Source organism: Streptomyces sp. NBC_00271, from assembly GCF_036178845.1.
Classification (GTDB): Bacteria; Actinomycetota; Actinomycetes; order Streptomycetales; family Streptomycetaceae; genus Streptomyces.
Genome location: NZ_CP108070.1, coordinates 1,501,703 through 1,520,883, shown reverse-complemented (window position 1 = coordinate 1,520,883; position 19,181 = coordinate 1,501,703). Strand labels below are relative to the sequence as shown.

The 19,181-nt window shown below is 71.2% G+C and carries 15 protein-coding genes; all 15 read left to right on the top strand.

The genetic code is table 11. The annotated features are described in order from the left end of the window. Nucleotides 1-2: 2 nt before the first annotated feature. The 15 genes from asnB to rfbC are packed head-to-tail and all read left to right on the top strand — an operon-like array spanning nucleotide 3 to nucleotide 19,177. A complete protein-coding gene (asnB, locus tag OG798_RS07290; protein ID WP_267060705.1) occupies nucleotides 3-1,937 on the top strand; it encodes an asparagine synthase (glutamine-hydrolyzing) in 1,935 nt (644 codons plus the stop codon). Between the two features lie 15 nt (nucleotides 1,938-1,952). After that, nucleotides 1,953-4,157, top strand: coding sequence for a bi-domain-containing oxidoreductase (locus OG798_RS07285; protein WP_121417389.1), 2,205 nt, complete (start codon nucleotides 1,953-1,955; stop codon nucleotides 4,155-4,157). Further along, on the top strand, nucleotides 4,154-6,112 hold the full coding sequence (locus OG798_RS07280) for a heparinase II/III family protein (protein WP_328756644.1): 1,959 nt from the start codon (nucleotides 4,154-4,156) through the stop codon (nucleotides 6,110-6,112). The genes OG798_RS07285 and OG798_RS07280 overlap by 4 nt, the downstream gene beginning before the upstream one ends. Nucleotides 6,113-6,120: 8 nt before the next feature. Then, complete coding sequence (locus OG798_RS07275) at nucleotides 6,121-7,662, top strand: right-handed parallel beta-helix repeat-containing protein (RefSeq protein WP_121417390.1); 1,542 nt, start codon at nucleotides 6,121-6,123, stop codon at nucleotides 7,660-7,662. Between the two features lies 1 nt (nucleotide 7,663). Further along, on the top strand, nucleotides 7,664-8,953 hold the full coding sequence (locus OG798_RS07270) for an O-antigen ligase domain-containing protein (RefSeq protein ID WP_121417391.1): 1,290 nt from the start codon (nucleotides 7,664-7,666) through the stop codon (nucleotides 8,951-8,953). Nucleotides 8,954-8,955: 2 nt separating this feature from the next. Continuing rightward, nucleotides 8,956-10,194, top strand: a complete 1,239-nt coding sequence (locus tag OG798_RS07265; RefSeq protein WP_328756643.1) for a glycosyltransferase family 4 protein — start codon at nucleotides 8,956-8,958, stop codon at nucleotides 10,192-10,194. Then, nucleotides 10,191-11,426, top strand: a complete 1,236-nt coding sequence (locus tag OG798_RS07260) for a class I SAM-dependent methyltransferase (protein ID WP_328756642.1) — start codon at nucleotides 10,191-10,193, stop codon at nucleotides 11,424-11,426. Before OG798_RS07265 ends, OG798_RS07260 begins: the two co-directional genes overlap by 4 nt. Beyond that, entirely contained in the window at nucleotides 11,423-12,217 is a 795-nt protein-coding gene (locus tag OG798_RS07255) for a glucose-1-phosphate cytidylyltransferase (protein ID WP_095856538.1), read from the top strand. Before OG798_RS07260 ends, OG798_RS07255 begins: the two co-directional genes overlap by 4 nt. Further along, nucleotides 12,214-12,861: a PIG-L deacetylase family protein gene (locus tag OG798_RS07250; protein WP_121417393.1), complete on the top strand. Its 648-nt coding sequence runs from the start codon at nucleotides 12,214-12,216 to the stop codon at nucleotides 12,859-12,861. The genes OG798_RS07255 and OG798_RS07250 overlap by 4 nt, the downstream gene beginning before the upstream one ends. A gap of 3 nt (nucleotides 12,862-12,864) precedes the next feature. Continuing rightward, entirely contained in the window at nucleotides 12,865-13,890 is a 1,026-nt protein-coding gene (locus OG798_RS07245) for an NAD-dependent epimerase/dehydratase family protein (protein ID WP_328756641.1), read from the top strand. Next, nucleotides 13,887-15,161 (top strand): DUF4910 domain-containing protein, encoded by a 1,275-nt coding sequence (locus tag OG798_RS07240; RefSeq protein WP_382122644.1) that lies wholly within the window; start codon nucleotides 13,887-13,889, stop codon nucleotides 15,159-15,161. The genes OG798_RS07245 and OG798_RS07240 overlap by 4 nt, the downstream gene beginning before the upstream one ends. Then, on the top strand, nucleotides 15,158-16,456 hold the full coding sequence (locus tag OG798_RS07235; protein ID WP_328756640.1) for a hypothetical protein: 1,299 nt from the start codon (nucleotides 15,158-15,160) through the stop codon (nucleotides 16,454-16,456). Before OG798_RS07240 ends, OG798_RS07235 begins: the two co-directional genes overlap by 4 nt. Beyond that, a complete protein-coding gene (locus OG798_RS07230; protein ID WP_067377354.1) occupies nucleotides 16,453-17,400 on the top strand; it encodes a glycosyltransferase family 2 protein in 948 nt (315 codons plus the stop codon). The genes OG798_RS07235 and OG798_RS07230 overlap by 4 nt, the downstream gene beginning before the upstream one ends. After that, nucleotides 17,397-18,629, top strand: coding sequence for a polysaccharide pyruvyl transferase family protein (locus tag OG798_RS07225; protein WP_328756639.1), 1,233 nt, complete (start codon nucleotides 17,397-17,399; stop codon nucleotides 18,627-18,629). Before OG798_RS07230 ends, OG798_RS07225 begins: the two co-directional genes overlap by 4 nt. Then, a complete protein-coding gene (rfbC, locus tag OG798_RS07220) occupies nucleotides 18,626-19,177 on the top strand; it encodes a dTDP-4-dehydrorhamnose 3,5-epimerase (RefSeq protein WP_095856544.1) in 552 nt (183 codons plus the stop codon). The genes OG798_RS07225 and rfbC overlap by 4 nt, the downstream gene beginning before the upstream one ends. Nucleotides 19,178-19,181 lie beyond the last annotated feature (4 nt).

Here is a 19,181-nt window from a genome sequence, read left to right as displayed (position 1 = left end):
ACGTGTGTGGCATCGCAGGCACTTACCGATGGCCGGACGGAAAGGCAGTGACCGACCGGCTCACCCACACCCTCGCCCACCGCGGCCCGGACGGCTCGGGCCGCTACGGCCACCCCCTGGGTGACGGCGAGGTGCAGCTCGGGCACCGCAGGCTGGCCATCGTCGACCTGTCGGAGACCGGCGCCCAGCCGATGGTCTCGGACGGCCTCGCCCTGACGTACAACGGCGAGCTGTACAACGCGCCCGAACTCCGCGCCGAGTTGGAGGCCACCGGGGTGCGCTTCCGCGGCACCTCCGACACCGAGGTGGTCCTGGAGGCCTGGCGGCGCTGGGGCACCGACTGCCTGCCCAGGCTGCGCGGCATGTTCGCGTTCGGCATCTTCGACGAGCGCACCGGCGACCTGGTGCTCGTCCGCGACCAGCTCGGCATCAAGCCGCTGTTCCTGCTGCGGCGCGGCGAGGGCCTGATGTTCGCCTCCGAGCTCAAGGCGCTCGCCGCCGTGACCGGCAAGTCGCTGGAGGTGGACCACGCGGCGCTGGTGGCGTCCCTGCTCTACTACTGGGTGCCGGACTCGCGCTGCGCGTTCCGCGAGGCGGAGAAGCTGCCGCCGGGGAGCTGGCTGAGGTGCCGGCCCGACGGCCGGGTGGAGCGCGGCAGCTTCTGGAACCTGAAGGACGTCGCCGCCGAGGGCCGGGACCGGGCACTGGCCGGTGAACAGCCCGACCTCGCCGCCATCGTCGAGGAGTCGACCCGCCGCCACCTCATATCCGACGTACCCGTGGCGACCTTCCTCTCCGGCGGCCTCGACTCCAGCTACCTGACCGCGCTGGCGGCCCGCCACCAACCCGGGATCTCCGCCTACACGATCGGCTTCCGCGCCGAGGACGCCAAGTTCGAGGCGATGCCGGACGACCTGCGCTACGCCCGGCAGGTCGCGGAGAAGTTCGGTGTCGACCTGCACGAGATCGAGATCGCCCCGAATGTGCTCGACCTGCTGCCGCAGATGACGTACAGCCTGGACGAGCCGATCGGCGACCCCGCCGCGATCAACACGTACCTGATCTGCATGGCCGCCCGGGAGGCCGGGGTCAAGGTGATGCTCTCGGGGATGGGCGCAGACGAACTGTTCGCCGGGTACCGCAAGCACCTGGCCAACCTCCTCGCGCTGCGCTACCAGCGCGTCCCGCGGCCCCTGCGGCGCGGGGTGTCCGGGGTCGTGGACCGGCTGCCGGTCGCCTCGGCCCGCAGGGGCTACAGGTCGGTGCGTTTCGCGAAGCGGTTCCTCTCCTTCGCCGATCTGCCCGAGGAGACCGCGTTCCGGCGCAGCTACACCATGTACGACCAGGACGAGCTGCTCGCCCTTCTCGATCCGGACCTGGCCGGGACGGTCGACGACGTGGTGACCGAACACGCGGACGTCTACCAGGACAACGACCTCGACGACTTCGTCAACCGCATGTGCCTCACCGACGCCCGGATGTTCCTGCCGGGCCTGAACCTCGCTTACACGGACCGGTCGAGCATGGCCGCGTCGACCGAGGTACGGGTGCCGTATGTGGACGTCGAAGTGGTGAAGGCGGCGTTCGCCGTGCCCGGTGATCGCAAGATCGTCGGACGGCAGGGCAAGGTCGTCCTCAAGGAGGCGGCCACCTCGGTCCTGCCCAAGGAGATCGTGTACCGGCCCAAGGGCCTGTTCAGCGCCCCGCTGCGCGCCTGGATGAGCCGGGACCTGGCACCGCTGGTGCGCGAGGTCGTCAACGACGGCGAGCTCGTCCGTTCCGGGCTCCTGCGCCGCGACGCGCTGGCGCGCATGGTCGCCGAGGACGCCGCCGGGCAGCGGGACTTCTCCAAGCATCTGTGGCACGTACTGACCCTCGAGTACTGGTATCGCGACGCGACCTCCGGGTCCGGCCAGAGCGCTCGGTTGACGGCTTAGAAATCAGGAGTTCGGGTGAAGCAGGTCGTACAGAACTACAAGAGCGGCGAGCTGGCGGTGCTCGACGTTCCGGTGCCGGGGTGCAAGCCGGGCGGTGTGCTGGTCCGCAGCGCCTTCTCGCTGATATCCACCGGGACCGAGCTCATGAAGGTCTCCGAGGCCGGCATGTCGATGCTGGGCAAGGCCCGCTCCCGGCCGGACCAGGTGGCCAAGGTCATGCAGAGCGTGGCCACCAACGGGGTGCCCGCCACCTACCGCAAGGTGATGGGCAAGCTGGACTCCTACACCCCGCTGGGCTATTCGCTGTGCGGGGTGGTCGAGCAGGTCGGCGCCGGGATCGACGATGTCAAGGTCGGCGACCTGGTGGCCTGCGCGGGCAACGAGCACGCGCTGCACGCCGAGTTGAACTGGGTGCCGAAGAACCTCTACGCCCCGGTCCCCGACGGCCTCGCGCCGCGGCACGCGGCCTTCGGTACCGTCGGCTCGATCGCGATGCAGGGCGTCCGCCAGGGCGAGCCGCAGCTCGGCGAGGTGGCGCTGGTCATCGGCCTCGGGCTGATCGGGCAACTGGTCGTCCAACTCCTCACCGCCGCAGGCGTCCGCGTGGTCGGCGCCGACCCGGACCCGACGCGCTGCGAACTCGCCGAGCGCCTCGGCGCCGCGGCCTGCGGCGACCCCGCCTCCGCGGCCGTGGAAGCGGCCGTCGCCGAACTCACCGACGGCCACGGCGTGGACCAGGTGTTCCTGGCCGCCGGCGGCGGCAGCAACCAGCCCGTCGAGCTGGCCGCCCGGCTCTGCCGGGACCGCGGCCGGGTCGTCGACATCGGCAAGTGCCGCCTGGACCTGCCGTGGAACGCGTACTACGAGAAGGAACTCGACGTCCGCTTCTCGCGCTCCTACGGTCCCGGGCGCTACGACCCGTCGTACGAGCTGGAGGGCCGCGACTACCCGATCGGCTACGTCCGCTGGACCGAGCGCCGCAACCTGGCGTGCTTCCTCGACCTCGTCGCCCGAGGCAGGGTCGACGTGGAGCCCCTGGTCTCCCACATCGCCGACTTCGACGACGCCGTCGAGACGTACCGGCGGCTGAAGGACGGCGAACTCAAGGCCGTGGCCGTGCTGTTCAGGTACCCCGAGCAGACGGAGGAAGCGGGAGAGGCGGAGGCCCCGTCGGTGACCGTGCCCGCGGTCCGTCGCAGCGAGGGAACGGCCGCCCCGGCCCGGTCCGCGAAGACTCCGGTGCGCCTCGCCTTCGTCGGCGCGGGCAACTACGCGACGTCGATGCTGCTGCCGCACCTGGCACAGCGCGAGGGCGTCGAGTTGTCGACCGTGGTCACCACGACGGCGCTGTCCGGGGCCAACGCGCAGCGGAAGTTCGGCTTCGCCAAGGCGACCACCGACCTCGACGCGGTCCTCGGCGACAAGTCCGTCGACGCCGTGTTCGTGGTCACCCGGCACAGCTCGCACGCCGAACTGACCCGGCAGGCGCTGCTGGCCGGCAAGACCGTGTTCGTGGAGAAGCCCCTGGCCCTCACCGAGGACGAGCTGGCCGGCGTACTCGCGGCGGTGGAGGAGTCCGGCAACGACCGGCTCCAGGTGGGCTTCAACCGCCGGTTCGCACCGCTGTTGCAGGAGGCCAAGGAGCGGTTCGGCGCCCGGACCGGTCCGGCGAGCCTGCGCTACCTGGTCAACGCGGGCAAGCTGCAGCACGGCAGCTGGTACCTCCAACAGGGCGCCGAGGGCTCGCGGTTCGCCGGGGAGGGCGGCCACTTCATCGACACGGCGAGCTGGCTGCTCGAAGCCGACCCGGTCTCCGTGTACGCGACGGCCGCGCCCGGCAACGAGGACCTCCAGGTCGTCCTGCGCTACCCGGACGGGTCCACCGCCACCATCAGCTACGTCACCACCGGCGCGGCCGGCTTCCCCAAGGAGACGCTGGACCTCATCGCGGACGGCAAGGTGCTGCGGCTCGACGACTTCGTTCGTGCCTCGGTGTTTGTAGAAGGGGGGGTCGGCCGCAAGAAGTGGGTCAGTTCACGGCTGCCCAAGGCCCGGGACAAGGGCCAGAACGCCGAGCTGGCCGCGTTCATCAAGGCCGTGCGGACCGGCGGGCCGATGCCGGTGCCGCTTGAGTCGCTGGTCGCCACCACCTCGGCCACCCTCGCCGTGCAGACCGGCCTGGCCGGCGGCGCGCCGGTGACGTTGGCGAGGACGCCATGACCATGAGCGCGGGCTGGTACCTGCGCCGACTGTCCCGGATGGGCCCGCGCGAGGTCGCGGGCCGGGCGGGCGACACCGTGCGCAGACGGCGCTGGCGGTCGGCGCAGCCCGACTGTCCGACCGTCAGCGGCGCCCGGTTCACCGCCGTCCTGCTCGCGGGCACGGTCGCCGCAGTGCCGCCGGACGCCGCGAAACGGCTCGTCGCCGAGGCGGACCTCCTGATGGCCGGGCACGCCGAGTTCTTCGGGGTGGCCCGCGACGACCTCACCGACCCGGACTGGTCGTACGACCCGAAGACCGGGCGCCGGGCCCCCTCGGGCTACGCCTTCGACGTGCCGTACCGGAACGAGAGCGTGGCCGGGGACATCAAGCAGATCTGGGAGCCGTCCCGGCACCAGTACCTCACCGTGCTCGCCGCCGCCTACGCGGTCACCGGGGACGAGCGGTACGCCGAGCGCGTCGCCAAGCACCTGCGGTCCTGGTGGGCGGCCAACCCGCCGCTGCGCGGCGTGCACTGGATCAGCGGCATCGAGCTGGGCATCCGGCTGCTGTCCTGGGTGTGGATCCGCCGGCTGCTCGACGGCTGGCCGGGCGCGGCCGAACTGTTCGAGGACAACCCGGTCGCGCTGAACCAGATCTGGCACCACCAGCGCTGGCTGGCCGCCTTTCCCAGCCGGGGCTCCTCGGCGAACAACCACGTCATCGCCGAGACCGCCGGGCAGTTCGCCGCGGCCTGCGCGTTCAACTGGTTCCCCTCCTCGGCGCGTTGGCGGTCCGACGCGTTGCGCTCGCTGGAGCGGCAGCTGCGCGCCAACACCTTCGACTCCGGCCTCAACCGCGAACTGGCCACCGAGTACCACGGACTAGTGCTGGAACTCGGCCTGGCCGCGCTGGCCGAGGCCGATGCCGCCAACGTGCAGGTTCCCGAGTCGCTCCGGCTGGTGCTGCTGCGGATGACCGACGCCCTCGCCGCCGTAGTGGACAACCGGCTGCGACCGCCCCGCCAGGGAGACGCGGACGATGGGCACGGCCTGATCCTGGACGGCGCGGGCACCGACCGCTGGGCCTCGCTGCTGGCCACCGGCGACGCCGTGTTCGGCCGGCTCGAATGGTGGCCGGCGGTGACCGGCACCGATGTGCGCACCCCGCTGCTGGCCGCGCTCATCCGGCCGTACTCGGACAAGGGAACCGCACCGGCAGTGACCCGCCCGGCAAGCCGACCGGCCCACTTCGCCGACGCGGGGCTCACCATCCTGCGCGGTCCGGGAGAGATCTGGTGCCGCTGCGACGGTGGTCCGCACGGCTTCCTGTCCATCGCCGCGCATGCCCACGCGGACGCGCTGTCCGTGGAGGTCCGGCACGACGGGGTCGACGTGCTCGCCGACCCGGGGACGTACTGCTACCACGGGCAACCCGAGTGGCGGCAGTACTTCCGGTCGACCCTCGGACACAACACCCTGCGACTGGACGGCAGCGACCAGTCCGTATCCGGTGGCCCGTTCCTGTGGACCCGGCATGCCCGTACCCGCGTCCTGGCCGCGGACCCGTCCGGCGAGGGCGTGGCCCGCTGGTGCGCCGAGCACGACGGTTACCAGCGCTCCGTGCACCGCCGCCGGGTGGAACTGACGGCCGCGAGCCAGGAGCTGCGGGTGGTCGACGAGGTGCGCGGCCCGCGCCGGGCCGTGCACCTGGCGTTCCACCTCGGCCCGGCGATCGCCGCGGACCTGGCGGACAACCGCGCAGTGCTCACCTGGACCCGGGACGGCGAGGACCGCTCCGCGGTGCTCGACCTGCCCGGGCTGCTGTCCTGGCGGGCGCATCGCGGCGAGAGCGACCCGCCGTTGGGCTGGTACTCCGCCGGCTTCGGGCGCAAGGAACCCACCACCACGCTGGTCGGCACCGGTTTCGCCGACGGCGCCGAGGGGTTCACCACCGTCCTCAGGTTCCGCGGCTAGGGGGGCGAGTGGGGATCAAGAGTCGGCACTGGGCGTTGGCGGCGGCACCGCTGGCGCTGGCCCTGCTGGCGACGACCGGCTGTGAGAGCACTTCGGGAACCAAGGCGGAGTCGAAGGCCGCGCCATCCACGTCCGCCACGTCCGCGGCCCGATCCGTGACCCAGGTGTGCGCCAAGCCCGCGGCCGGGCCGGCGAAGGCACCGGCGGACGCGGTGACGGTCGACCCCGCGGTGGTCGGTGACCTGGCGGCGAAGACCAAGAGCAGTCCACCGAACACCACGTTCTGGCTCAAGCCGGGCAAGCACAGGCTCGACCCGGACCGCTACGCCCAGGTCATCCCCAAGGAAGGGGACCGCTACCTCGGTGCGCCGGGCGCCGTGCTCGACGGCCGGAACAAGAACCAGTACGCGTTCGCCGGCAGCGCCCGCAACGTCGCCATCCGCTACCTGACCGTGCAACGTTTCGTGGCGCCGCCCGACGAAGGCGTGGTCAACCATGACTCGGCCGACGGGTGGGTGATCGAACACACGACGATCCAGGACAACTCCGGCGCCGGGCTGATGGCCGGTGCCCGCCAGCAGGTCCGCGCCAACTGCCTGCGCGACAACGGCCAGTACGGCATGAACGCGTACAAGGCCAACGGCCGCATCACCGGCCTGGTGGTCGAGGGCAACGAGATCGTGGGCAACAACACCGGCGACTGGGAGCGGCGGCGAAAGGGCTGCGGCTGCACCGGAGGCATCAAGTTCTGGGCCGTCAACGGCGCCGACGTACGCGGCAACTGGGTGCACGACAACCGCGGAACCGGGTTGTGGGCGGACACCAACAACAACGACTTCCGCATCGAGAACAACGTGATCGAGGACAACGACGGTGCCGCGCTGATCTACGAGATCAGCTACAACGCGGTCATCCGGAACAACACGATCCGGCGGAACAACTGGGTCGAGGGCCGAAAGGGAGCCGACAGCGGCGACACCTTTCCGTTCGCGACCGTCTACCTGTCCGAGTCCGGCGGCGAACCACGGATCCGAGCCCGCACCGACAAGATCGAGATCTACGGGAACGTGTTGGAGAACAACTGGTCCGGGATCACCCTGTGGGAAAACGCCGACCGGTTCTGCAACAGCCCGGCGAACACCTCGTCCGGTGACTGCACCCTGCTGGTGAAGAAGACCAGCAGCTGTGTGAGACCGGCGATCGCCAAGGCACCCCTCTACTCCGACTGCCGGTGGAAGACCCAGCGGGTGGACATCCACGACAACCGCTTCGTGCTCGACGAGTCCGTCGTCAAGTGCACGGAGATGTGCGACCGCATGGCGGTGCTGTCCAACTACGGCACCTATCCGGACTGGTCCCCGTACCACGGCGAAGGGGTGGCCGACGCCATCACCGAGCAGCAGCACAACCGCTGGCACGACAACGTCTACGTCGGGCCGTGGAAGTTCGTCGCCGAGGACCAGAGCCGGGGGCTCGACTTCGGGCAGTGGCAGGCGACGCCGTACCAGCAGGACAAGGGCAGCACCCTCGACCTACAGGCCGGTGGTTGAGATGGGTGAGAACCTGACGCGCGGACCGGACAGGGCGGGGACGCTGCCCGGCGCCGAACCGCGCCCGGCCGGCACACCGAAGGCCGTCGGGATCGTCTGGGGGCTGCTGATCCTCAACACGCTCGGCTCCGCCGGGGCGAAGACCATCGTCCCGCTGCCCCGCTCCCTCATCCAGATGGTCACCATGGGCTCGCTGGTCGCCGCGTTCGCTCTGGCACTCGTGGTCAACCAGCGGGTGCGCATCAGAGCCAGCGCCTACGTGCTGCTGCTCACCCTGCTGCTGGTGTCCAGCGTGATCTCCAGCGCGAGCCTGGAGTCCGGGACGGGCGCGCTGTTCCGCTGCTTCCGGCTGACTCTCTTCGTCGGCACCCTGTGGCTGCTCAGCCGCTGGTGGGACGGCAGCCTCACGTTCGTCCGCTACCACATCCGGGCCTACTTCGCGGTCCTCGGCTCGGTGGCCCTCGGCCTGGTCGTCTCCCCGGGCAAGGCCCTGCCCGACCTCTACGGCGGACGCCTCGTCGGCGCGCTGTGGCCGCTCACCCCGCCGCAGATCGGGCAGTACGCGGCGGTGATCATCGGGCTCACCATGCTGCTCGTCATCGGCAGGCGGACCGACCGGACCAGCGCCGCGCTGGTCATCGTGCCGTCGCTGGTGCTGCTCGCGCTGACCCACACCCGGACGGCCACGCTCGGCCTGCTGCTCGGGCTGGCGCTGGCGATCGGCTCGCTCGTCCTGACCAGCGCCGCGGCCCGCCGGTTCTTCACCTGGGCCGTGCTGTGCTCGGTGGTGGCCGCGGTCGGCTTCGCCTCCGCGCTGCAGACCTGGTTCCTGCGCGGACAGAGCCAGGAGAACTTCTCCAGTCTCACCGGCCGGGCCAAGGTCTGGAACGCGCTGCTGGCCGCGCCCCGGACGACCGGGGAGAAGGCGTTCGGCGTGGGCCTGGGCGACAAGTCGTTCGGCGGGCTGCCGATCGACAACAGCTGGCTGGCCGTCTACAACGAGCAGGGCCTGATCGGCGTCACCCTCGTCGCGGCGATCATCATCGTGCTGGGCGGCGTCGCGCTGCTGCGCCCGCCGTCGCTCCAGCGGGCCTGCGCGATCTTCCTGATCAGCTACTGCGCGATCGCCTCGTACACCGAGGCCGGCCTCGGCGACGCCTCGCCGTATCTGCTCCATCTGGCCCTGGCCGCCTCGCTGTTGGCGGCCCCCGCCCAGGCCGTTCCGCTCGCGCTGCCCGAAGCCCCTCGACGGCACGTCCCGCGCTGGGCCCGTAGATCGGAGGTGACCTGACCATGCACGTCCTCGTGGTGCACAACCGCTACGCCTCGGCGCAGCCGAGCGGGGAGAACAAGGTCGTCGACCAGGAGGTGGAGCTGCTGCGCGCGGCCGGCCACCGCGTCGAGGTGTTCGAGCGGCGCAGCGACGACATCGGCGCCCGCTCCCTCCTCGGCAAGGTCGCGGTGCCGCTCCTCGTGCCGTGGAATCCGGCGGTCCGCACGGAACTCGCCGCCCGGCTGCGCACCGAGCGGCCGGACGTGGTGCACGTCCACAACGTCTTCCCGCTCCTGTCGCCCGCGGTGCTCGCCGCCTGCGCCGACGCCGGTGTGCCCGCCGTCGCCACGCTGCACAACTACACCCAGGTGTGCCCGCCAGGCACGCTGCAGCGGGACGGCCGGCCATGCACCGAGTGCGTCGGATCGGCGCCACTGCCCGCCGTCCGGCACGGTTGCTACCGGAACTCCCGCCTCGCGACGGTGCCGCTCGCGGTCAGCCTGTCGGTCAACCGGCGGCGGTGGTGGTCCGGCGTGGAGCGGTTCTTCTGCATCTCCGCGGCGCAGCGCGACGTCCTGGTGCGGTCCGGCATGCCGGCCGAACGGCTGGCGGTGAAGCACAACTTCGTGCCCGAACCGGACACTCGCCGGGAAGGCGGGGGAGAGCAGTTGCTCTATCTCGGCCGGCTCGCGGAGGCCAAGGGCGTACGGCTGCTCATGGCCGCGTGGGACGAGATCGCGGCGAGCGGCGGTGTGGGCGTCCCGCTCGTGATCGCGGGCACGGGGCCGCTGGAGCGAGAGGTGACCGCCTGGGCGGCGGGCCGGGACGACGTGCGCTACGTCGGCCTGCTGGACCCGGCGGAGTGCCAAAAGGCCATCGCGCGGTCGGTCGCCGTGGTGGCCCCCTCGACGTGGCTGGAGGCGTTCGGCCTGGTGGTCGTGGAGGCGATGGCGGCCGGGGTCCCGACCGTCGCCGCCGGTCACGGCGCTTTCGTCGAACTCGTCGAGGACGGCGTCACCGGGCTGCTGCACCAGCCGGGCGAGCCCGCCTCGCTCGCGTCCTGCATACGCCGGATCGCGGCCGAGCCGACCCGCAACCGGGAGATGGGCCAGGCGGCCCGGCGCCGTTACGAGCAGGGGTTCAGCCCGGCCGTCGGCCTTGAGCGCCTGGTGGAGGGGTACCGCACCGCGATCGCGGGTCGGTCAGCACTGGCTCGCGCTGGGGACACCCGCGCGAGCAGGGATGGGGGCAGTAGATGACACGATGCCGACTCTGCGGCTCGGCGACGCTGGCGAGCGTCGTCGATCTGGGGGCGACCCCGCCGTGCGAGAGCTTTCTCGCCGCGGACCAACTGGACCAGCCGGAACCGGCGTACCCGCTGCACCTGCGCGTCTGCACCGACTGTTGGCTCGCGCAGATCCCTCCGCTGATCACGCCGGAGGAGACGTTCAGCGAGTACGCGTACTTCTCCTCCTTCTCGACCTCCTGGGTGGAGCACGCGCGCACGTTCGTCGACGGTGCCGCACAGCGCCTCGCTCTCGGTCCCGACGCCTTCGTGGTCGAGGTCGCGAGCAACGACGGGTACCTGCTGAGGCATGTGGTGGACCGCGGGATCCGCTGCCTGGGCATCGAGCCCTCGGTGAACGTCGGTGCCGCGGCGCGAGAGGCGGGTGTGCCCACGCTCACGGAGTTCCTGAGCCCCGACACCGGCTCGGCCGTCCGCGCCGAGCACGGCCCGGCGGACCTGGTCGTGGCCAACAACGTCTACGCGCACATCCCCGACGTGGTCGGGTTCACCCAGGGGCTGCGCGCCCTGGTCGCCGACGACGGCTGGGTCTCCATCGAGGTGCAGCACCTGCTGACCCTGATCGAGGAGAACCAGTACGACACGATCTACCACGAGCACTTCCAGTACTACACGGTCGCGTCCGCGATCCGGGCCCTGGCGAGCGGCGGACTCACGCTCGTGGACGTCGAGCTGCTGCCCACGCACGGCGGGTCCATCCGGCTGTGGGCCCGGCCGACCGAGGTGGCCGGCGAGCCGACCCAGCAGGTGGCCGACGTGCTGGACCGGGAGAAGGCCGCCGGGCTGCAGGAGCTGTCCGGCTACACCGAGTTCTCCGCCCGGGTCGCCAAGGTGCGCCGGGACCTGCTGCGGTTCCTCATCGACGCGGCCGAGCGCGGTGAGACGGTCGTCGGCTACGGCGCCCCGGGCAAGGGCAACACCCTGCTCAACCACTGCGGTATCCGGCCCGACCTGCTCGCATACACGGTCGACCGCAACCCGTACAAGCACGGCCGGTTCACCCCCGGCACCCGCATCCCGATCCTTCCGCCCGAGCAGATAGCCGCCGACAAGCCGGACTACGTCCTCGTCCTCCCGTGGAACCTGCGGACCGAGCTGGTCGAGCAGTTGTCCTTCGTACACGAGTGGGGCGGCCGGCTGGTCTTTCCGATCCCGGAACTGAGCATTGTCGAGGTCAAGTCATGAAGGTCGTTCTGTTCTGCGGCGGTTACGGAATGCGCATGCGCAACGGAACCTCCGACGACGTGCCCAAGCCGATGGCGATGGTCGGGCCGCGACCGCTGATCTGGCACGTCATGCGCTACTACGCGCACTTCGGGCACACGGAGTTCATCCTGTGCCTCGGTTACGGGGCTCACCACATCAAGAACTTCTTCCTCAACTACGAGGAGACCGCGTCCAACGACTTCGTGCTGCGGGGCGGGCGGACCGAGCTGCTGTCCACCGACATAGCCGACTGGACGATCACGTTCGCGCAGACCGGCATCGAGTCGCCGATCGGGGAGCGGCTGCGCCGGGTGCGGCACCATCTGGACGGCGACGAGATGTTCCTCGCGAACTACGCCGACGTGCTCACCGACGCCCCGCTGCCGGAGATGATCGACCGGTTCGCCCGGCGCGACGCCGGTGCGTCGATGATGGTGGTGCCGCCGCAGTCGTCGTTCCACTGCGTGGACCTGGGCGAGGACGGCCTGGTGGGGGGCATCACCGCGGTGAGCGACATGCCGCTGTGGGAGAACGGCGGCTACTTCGTGCTCCGCCAGGAGGTCTTCGACCACATACCGGAGAACGGGGACCTGGTCGCCGACGGCTGCGCCCAACTGGCCAAGCGCGGCCGGTTGGTGGCGCACCAGCACCGCGGCTTCTGGAAGCCGACCGACACCGTGAAGGAGCGGGCCGCGCTCGACGAGGCCTACGCGCGGGGCGACCGCCCGTGGGCCGTGTGGGAGCGGGACAGCGCCGGAGTCAGAGCGTGATCCGGCTCGGGGCCGGGCCCCTGGACCGGATCGTCGCGGTGGGCGCGCACTGCGACGACATCGCCATCGGTGCCGGCGGCACGCTGCTGACGCTGTGCCAGGCGCGGCCCGGAATCCGTGTCGACGCGCTGGTGCTCTCCGGCGGCGGCAGCGAGCGGGAGCAGGAGGAACAGGCCGCGCTCACCGCCTTCTGCCCGGGCGCCGACCTGCGGCTGACCGTGCACAAGCTGCCGGACGGCCGGTTGCCCGCGCACTGGGAGGAGGCCAAGGCCGCGGTCGAGGAGCTGCGCCTGCAGACCGAACCGGAGCTGGTCCTTGCGCCGCGCACCGACGACGCCCACCAGGATCACCGCGGCCTGGCGAAGCTGATGACCACGGCGTTCCGTGACCACCTCGTGCTCGGCTACGAGATCGTCAAGTGGGACGGCGACCTCGGCCGACCGGCGGCGTACCAGCCGCTGTCACCTGAGATCGCCGAACAGAAGGTGCAACTGCTGCAGGAGCACTATCCCTCGCAGCGGCACCGGCCCTGGTACGACCGGGAAGCCTTCCTCGGCCTTGCCCGGATCCGCGGCATCGAATGCCACGCGCGCTACGCCGAGGCGTTCGCCGTCACCAAACTCACGCTCAACCTGGGGGATTGAACCTTGCGCGTACTGCTGACTGGACACCAGGGCTACCTGGGCACCGTAATGGCCCCGGTGCTCACGGCCGCCGGACACGAGGTCGTCGGTCTCGACGCCGGCCTGTTCGCCGACTCCGTCCTCGGCCCGGCGCCCGCCGACCCGCCGGGGGAGCGGGTGGACCTGCGCGACATCACCGCCGACCACGTGGCCGGGGTGGAAGCTGTGATCCACCTGGCCGCGCTGTCCAACGACCCGCTCGGCTCGCTGGCGCCCGAACTCACCTACGACATCAACCACCACGCGTCCGTGCGGCTGGCCCGACTGGCCCGCGACGCCGGAGTACGACGCTTCCTGTACGCGTCGACCTGCTCCGTCTACGGCGCCTCCGGCGGCGACGGCCTGGTGGACGAGGACGCTCCACTGCGCCCGGTGACGCCGTACGCGGAGTCGAAGGTGCGGGTGGAGGACGACCTGCACGCGCTGGCCGACGGCGACTTCACCCCGGTGTTCATGCGCAACGCCACCGCCTTCGGCTACTCGCCCCGGCTGCGCGCCGACATCGTGCTCAACAATCTTGTCGGCCACGCGCTGCTTTCCGGCGAGGTGTTGGTCCTCTCCGACGGCACCCCCTGGCGCCCGCTGGTGCACGCCGCCGACATCGCGCGCGCCTTCACGGCCGCGCTGACCGCGCCGCGCGAGGCGGTGCACGACCGGGCGTTCAACATCGGCAGCGAGATCAACAACGTCACCGTCGCCGAGATCGCCGACCAGGTCGCCGAGGCGGTGTCCGGCGCGAAGGTGGTGATCACCGGCGAGAACGGTGCCGATCCGCGGTCGTACCGGGTCGACTTCTCCCGCTTCCGCGCCGCGATACCCGGCTTCGACTGCGAGTGGACGGTGAAGCAGGGTGCGCTCGAACTCGCCGACGCCTACCGGAAGTTCGGGCTGACCCGGGAGGACTTCGAGCAGCGCTTCACCCGGCTCGCCGTGCTGCGCGCGGCTTCCGAGGCCGGCACCGTCGACGACACCCTGCGGTGGCGCCGATGACCGCAGTCGGCGAGGAGATGCACGCGCTGGTGGAGCGGCTGTACCCGCTCTGCCGGAGCATCACCGGCGACGGTGTGCGCGCCACCCTGGACATCGTCGGCGAGTACGTCCCGTTGCAGGTGCACGAGGTGCCGACCGGGACGCAGGTGCTCGACTGGACGGTTCCGCAGGAGTGGAACATCCGGGACGCGTACATCGCCGACGCCACCGGCCGGCGGGTCGTCGACTTCGCCGCGTCCAGCCTGCACGTGCTCGGCTACAGCGTGCCGGTGTCGAAGACCATGCCGCTGGCCGAGCTCCGCGAACACCTGCACACCCTGCCGGACCACCCGACCTGGGTGCCGTACCGCACCAGCTACTACAAGCCGGAATGGGGCTTCTGCCTGGCCCAGGAGACCCTGGACGCGCTGCCCGACGGCGACTACGAGGTGCGCGTCGACTCCAGCCTCGCGGACGGCCACCTCACCTATGCCGAGCACGTGGTCCCCGGACAGGTGGCCGACGAGGTCATCGTCTCCTGCCACGTCTGCCACCCGTCGCTGGCCAACGACAACCTGGCCGGCATCGCGGTCGCGACCTTCCTCGCCCGCGAGCTGGCGCGGCAGACGCCGTACTACACCTACCGGTTCATCTACGCCCCCGGCACCATCGGGGCGATCACCTGGCTGGCCCGCAACGCGGAGCGGATCGAGCGGGTCAAGCACGGCCTCGTGCTGGCCTGCGCCGGCGACTCGGGGCAGCTGACGTACAAGCAGAGCAGGCGCGGCGACGCGGAGATCGACCGGGTGCTGCGGCACGTGCTGGCCGCGTCTGAACGCCCGCACCACGTCACCGAGTTCACCCCGTACGGATACGACGAGCGGCAGTACTGCTCACCCGGGTTCAATCTGGGCGTGGGATCGCTCAGCCGGACCCCGTACGCCGGCTACCCCGAGTACCACACCTCGGCGGACAACCCGGACTTCGTCTCCCCGGAGGCGATGGCGGACACCCTCGCGGTCTGCCGCGAGGCGTTCGCCGTTCTCGACCGCAACCGGCGGTACCTCAACCTCAGCCCCTACGGCGAACCCCAGCTGGGCCGACGGGGGTTGTACGACGCGCTCGGCGGCCGCAGCGACACCAAGCAGGCACAGATGGCCATGCTCTGGGTGCTCAACCTCTCCGACGGCGAGCACAGTCTGCTGGACGTCGCCGAACGGTCCGGGCTGCCGTTCGACACCGTCGCCGGCGCCGCCGACGCACTCCACGAGGCCGGGCTGATCAAGACATGACGCCGACGACCACCGACGGGGAGAAGGCGACGAGACCCGCCCGGTCCGCCAAGCGGGCCCTCGTCGGCCGGCTCTCCTGGGGACTGGCCGACCAGGCTGCCTCCAGCATCAGCAACTTCGCGGTGGGCATCTACGTGGCCCGCTCCCTGGGGGTGACCGCGTTCGGCGTGTTCAGTCTCGCCTGGGTGACCTACGGCGTAGTGCTCAACGTCTCCCGCGGCCTTGCCACCGACCCGCTCGTGGTCCGCTTCAGCGGAGGGCCGGACGCGTCCTGGCGCGGGGCGGTGGCCCGCTCGACGGGTACCGCGCTCGGCGTAGGAACGGCTCTCGGAGTGCTGTGCCTGGCCGCCGGACTCGGCCTCGGCGGCCGGGTGGGGCCCGCCTTCGCCGCCCTCGGTCTCATGATGCCGGGGCTGCTGCTCCAGGACGCCTGGCGGTTCTCGTTCTTCGCCGCAGGCGACGGACGGAAGGCGTTCGTCAACGACGTCGTGTGGGGCATCGCGCTCGTCCCGGCGATGGTGGTGGCGGCCCACGTCGGCAGTGTGGCCGCCTTCGTGCTCGCCTGGGGCGCGTCCGCCACGGTGGCGGCCGGGTACGGCTGCGTCCAGTCCGGCATCCGGCCCCGGATCGCACAGGCCCGCGGGTGGCTGCGCGAACAGCGTGATCTTGGCTACCGGTACCTGGTCGAGAACGTCAGCCTCAGCGGCGCGAGCCAGTTGCGGGCGTACGGGCTCGGCGCGATCGTCGGGGTGAGCGCGGTGGGTGCGGTGCGCGGCGCCGAGCTTCTGCTCGGCCCGTTCCTCGCCGTGCTGATGGGGCTTTCGCTGGTCACCGTCCCCGAGGCGGCACGGGTGCTGCGGCAGGCCCCGCATCAACTGGGCAGGTTCTGTCTCCTCCTTGGCGGGGGGCAGGCCGCCGGAGCGCTGCTCTGGGGCTCGGCGCTGCTGCTGATGCCGGGCCGGCTCGGTGAACTCGCACTCGGCGACGTCTGGCACTCCTCCTCGCACCTCATCGTGCAGATCACCCTCAGCGTCGCGGGAGCGGGCCTCGGCACTGGCGCGGCGGCCGGACTGCGCGCGCTCGGCGCGGCCCGGCGCAGCCTGCGCTGCCAGCTGTTCGCCTCCGCCTGCTACGTCGGCGGCGGACTCGGCGGAGCGGCCCTCGGCGGCACGGCCGGCTCGGCCTGGGGCGTCGCCGCCGCGACCATCAGCGGCTCGGCCGTGTGGTGGCTGCAACTGCGCTCCGCCCTGCGCGAGCGCCACCGCGATCCCATCCCGGAAGTGAGGACCTCATGACCGACCGACCGAGGCTGAGCATCGGCCTGCCCGTGTACAACGGCGAGGAGTACCTGGCCGAGTCGTTCGACGCGCTGCTCGGCCAGACCTACGAGGACTTCGAACTGGTCGTCTCCGACAACGCCTCGACCGACGGGACCGAGGACATCTGCCGCAAGTACGCCGCGCAGGACTCACGCATCCGGTACCACCGCCTGCCCCGGAACATCGGCGCCACTCCGAACCACAACCATGTTTTCGCCGAGTCCCGCGGCGAGCTGTTCAAGTGGGCCTCGCACGACGACCTCTACGGCCGCGACCTGCTGCGGCGCTGCGTGGAAGCGCTGGACGAGAGACCGGACGTGATCCTCGCGCACACCGACCAGGCGGTCATCGACGGCGACGGCCAGGTGACGGTGCCCTACGAGTACACGCTCGCCACCGACTCCCCGCACGCACCGGAGCGCTTCCGCAGTCTGCTGTTCGAGCCGGGTGGCGACGACTTCTACGGGGTGATGCGGGCCGACATGCTGCGCCGGGTGAAACCGATGGACAGCTACCACCACGCGGACCGCACGTTCGTCGCCGAGATCACCCTGCACGGACGCTTCCACCAGGTGCCGGAGCTGCTGTACTTCCGCCGCGACCACCCCACCCGCGCCGAGCGGGCGAACCCCTCCAAGCGCTCCCGGTGCGTCAACCTGGACCCGCGCCGGGCAGGAGCGCTGCACCCGACGCCCCGGCTGCTCGCCGAGTACATCTGGGGCTTCGCCTCGGCGATCCGGCGGGCTCCGCTGTCCCCGGCCGACCGGCGCGCCTGCTACCGCCACCTGGCTTCGTGGATGACCAGCCGGGTCCGGCCGGGCGCCGGCGAGCGGGTCGAGGACCGCGCCCCGGTCGACCCGGCCCAGCTCACGGTCTCCGTCGACGCTCTCGTCGCCGGCCGCGAGGGGAGGCGGGCATGACGTCCGCGGACGGAACTCCGGTGCGCGTCGGGGTGTTCGGCCTGCTCGGCTCCGGCAACCTCGGCAACGACGGGTCGCTCGAAGCCGTCCTCGGATACCTCCGCGCCGACCACCCCGAGGTGGTTGTGGACGCCCTGTGCGGCGGGCCCGAGGCCGTGACGGCCCGGTTCGGGATCCCCGCCACCCGGATGCACTGGAACCGCGCCGAGTACCGGACCGCGTCCCGCGCGGGCGCGATCGCGTCCAAGGGGCTCGGCAAACTCGTCGACGTCTTCCGCACCGCCGCCTGGGTGCGCCGCCACGACGTGGTGATCGTGCCGGGCATGGGCGTCCTGGAAGCCACCCTGCCGCTACGGCCCTGGGGCTTCCCGTACTCGCTGTTCCTGCTCTGCGCGAGCGGCCGGCTGACGCGTACCCGGGTCGCCCTGGTCAGCGTCGGCGCCGCCGAGATCCGCAACCGGCCGACCCGCGCCCTGGTCCGCTGGTCGGGCCGCCTGGCCGCCTACCGGTCCTACCGGGACGCCCAGTCCCGGGACGCGATGCGGGCGATGGGCGTGGACACCGCGCGCGACGAGGTCTACCCCGACCTGGCGTTCTCCCTGCCGGCACCGCCCGCGAGCCCGTCCTCGGACGCGCCGGGCACGGTCTGCGTCGGTGTCATGGACTTCCACGGCGGCAACGACGACCGCGCCCGGGCCGACGAGATCTACCGTCGCTACCTCGACGGGACGATCCGGTTCGTCCGCACGCTGGTCGAGGAGGGCAGGCCCGTCCGGCTGCTCACCGGCGACCAGTGCGATGCGACGGTGGTCGCCGCGATCCTCGAGGCGGTGGACTCACCGCTGGTCACCGCGGCCGAACCGGGCTCCCTGGCCGACCTGATGAAGGAGATGGTGGCCGCCGACACCGTGGTGGCGGTCCGCTACCACAACCTGATCTGCGCGCTGAAGACCGGAACACCGGTGCTCGCGCTCAGCTACGCGGCGAAGAGCGACGCGCTCATGGACCGGATGGGCCTCGGCGCGTACTGCCACCCGGCGCGCGAGGTCGACGCCGACCGGTTGCTGGAGCAATTCCGGGCGCTGGAGAAGCGAGCGCCCGAACTGCGGCAGACCCTCGCCGAGCGGAACCTGGCCGCCGCACGCCAACTCGAGGACCAGTTCAGCTCGTTGACCGCAGCCGTGTTCCCCGCGACCCACCGCACCCACGCCCGGCAGGAGTCTCCATGAAAGCGACCGAAGTCCCGGAGATCGCCGGCGCGTATCTCTTCGAGCCGACGCCGTACACCGACGAACGCGGCTTCTTCTGCCGCACCTTCGACGCCGACGTGGTCCGCTCGGTGGGCCTCGACCCGGACGCCTTCGTCCAGGACAGCCTGTCCCGCTCGGTCCGGGGCGTGCTGCGCGGCCTGCACCTGCGCTCCGGCGCCGGCGAGGCCAAACTGGTGCGGTGCTCGTACGGGCGGATCTTCGACGTCGTCGTGGACCTGCGGCCGGATTCTCCGACTTACCGCAATTGGGCCTCCTTTGAACTCACAGGAGAATCACAACCAACTCTTTACATTCCCGCGGGATGCGCGCACGGTTTTCAGGCACTGACCGACACCGCCGACACCTCGTACCGCATCGACCGCCCGCACGATCCGGCCGAGGACGTGACCATCGCCTTCGACGACCCGGAGCTGGCCATTCCCTGGCCGCTGCCGGTCGCACTGATGTCCCAACGGGACCGTGAGGCGCCGAGTCTCGCCGAGGTCCTGAAGCACCGAGAAAGCTGAGGTC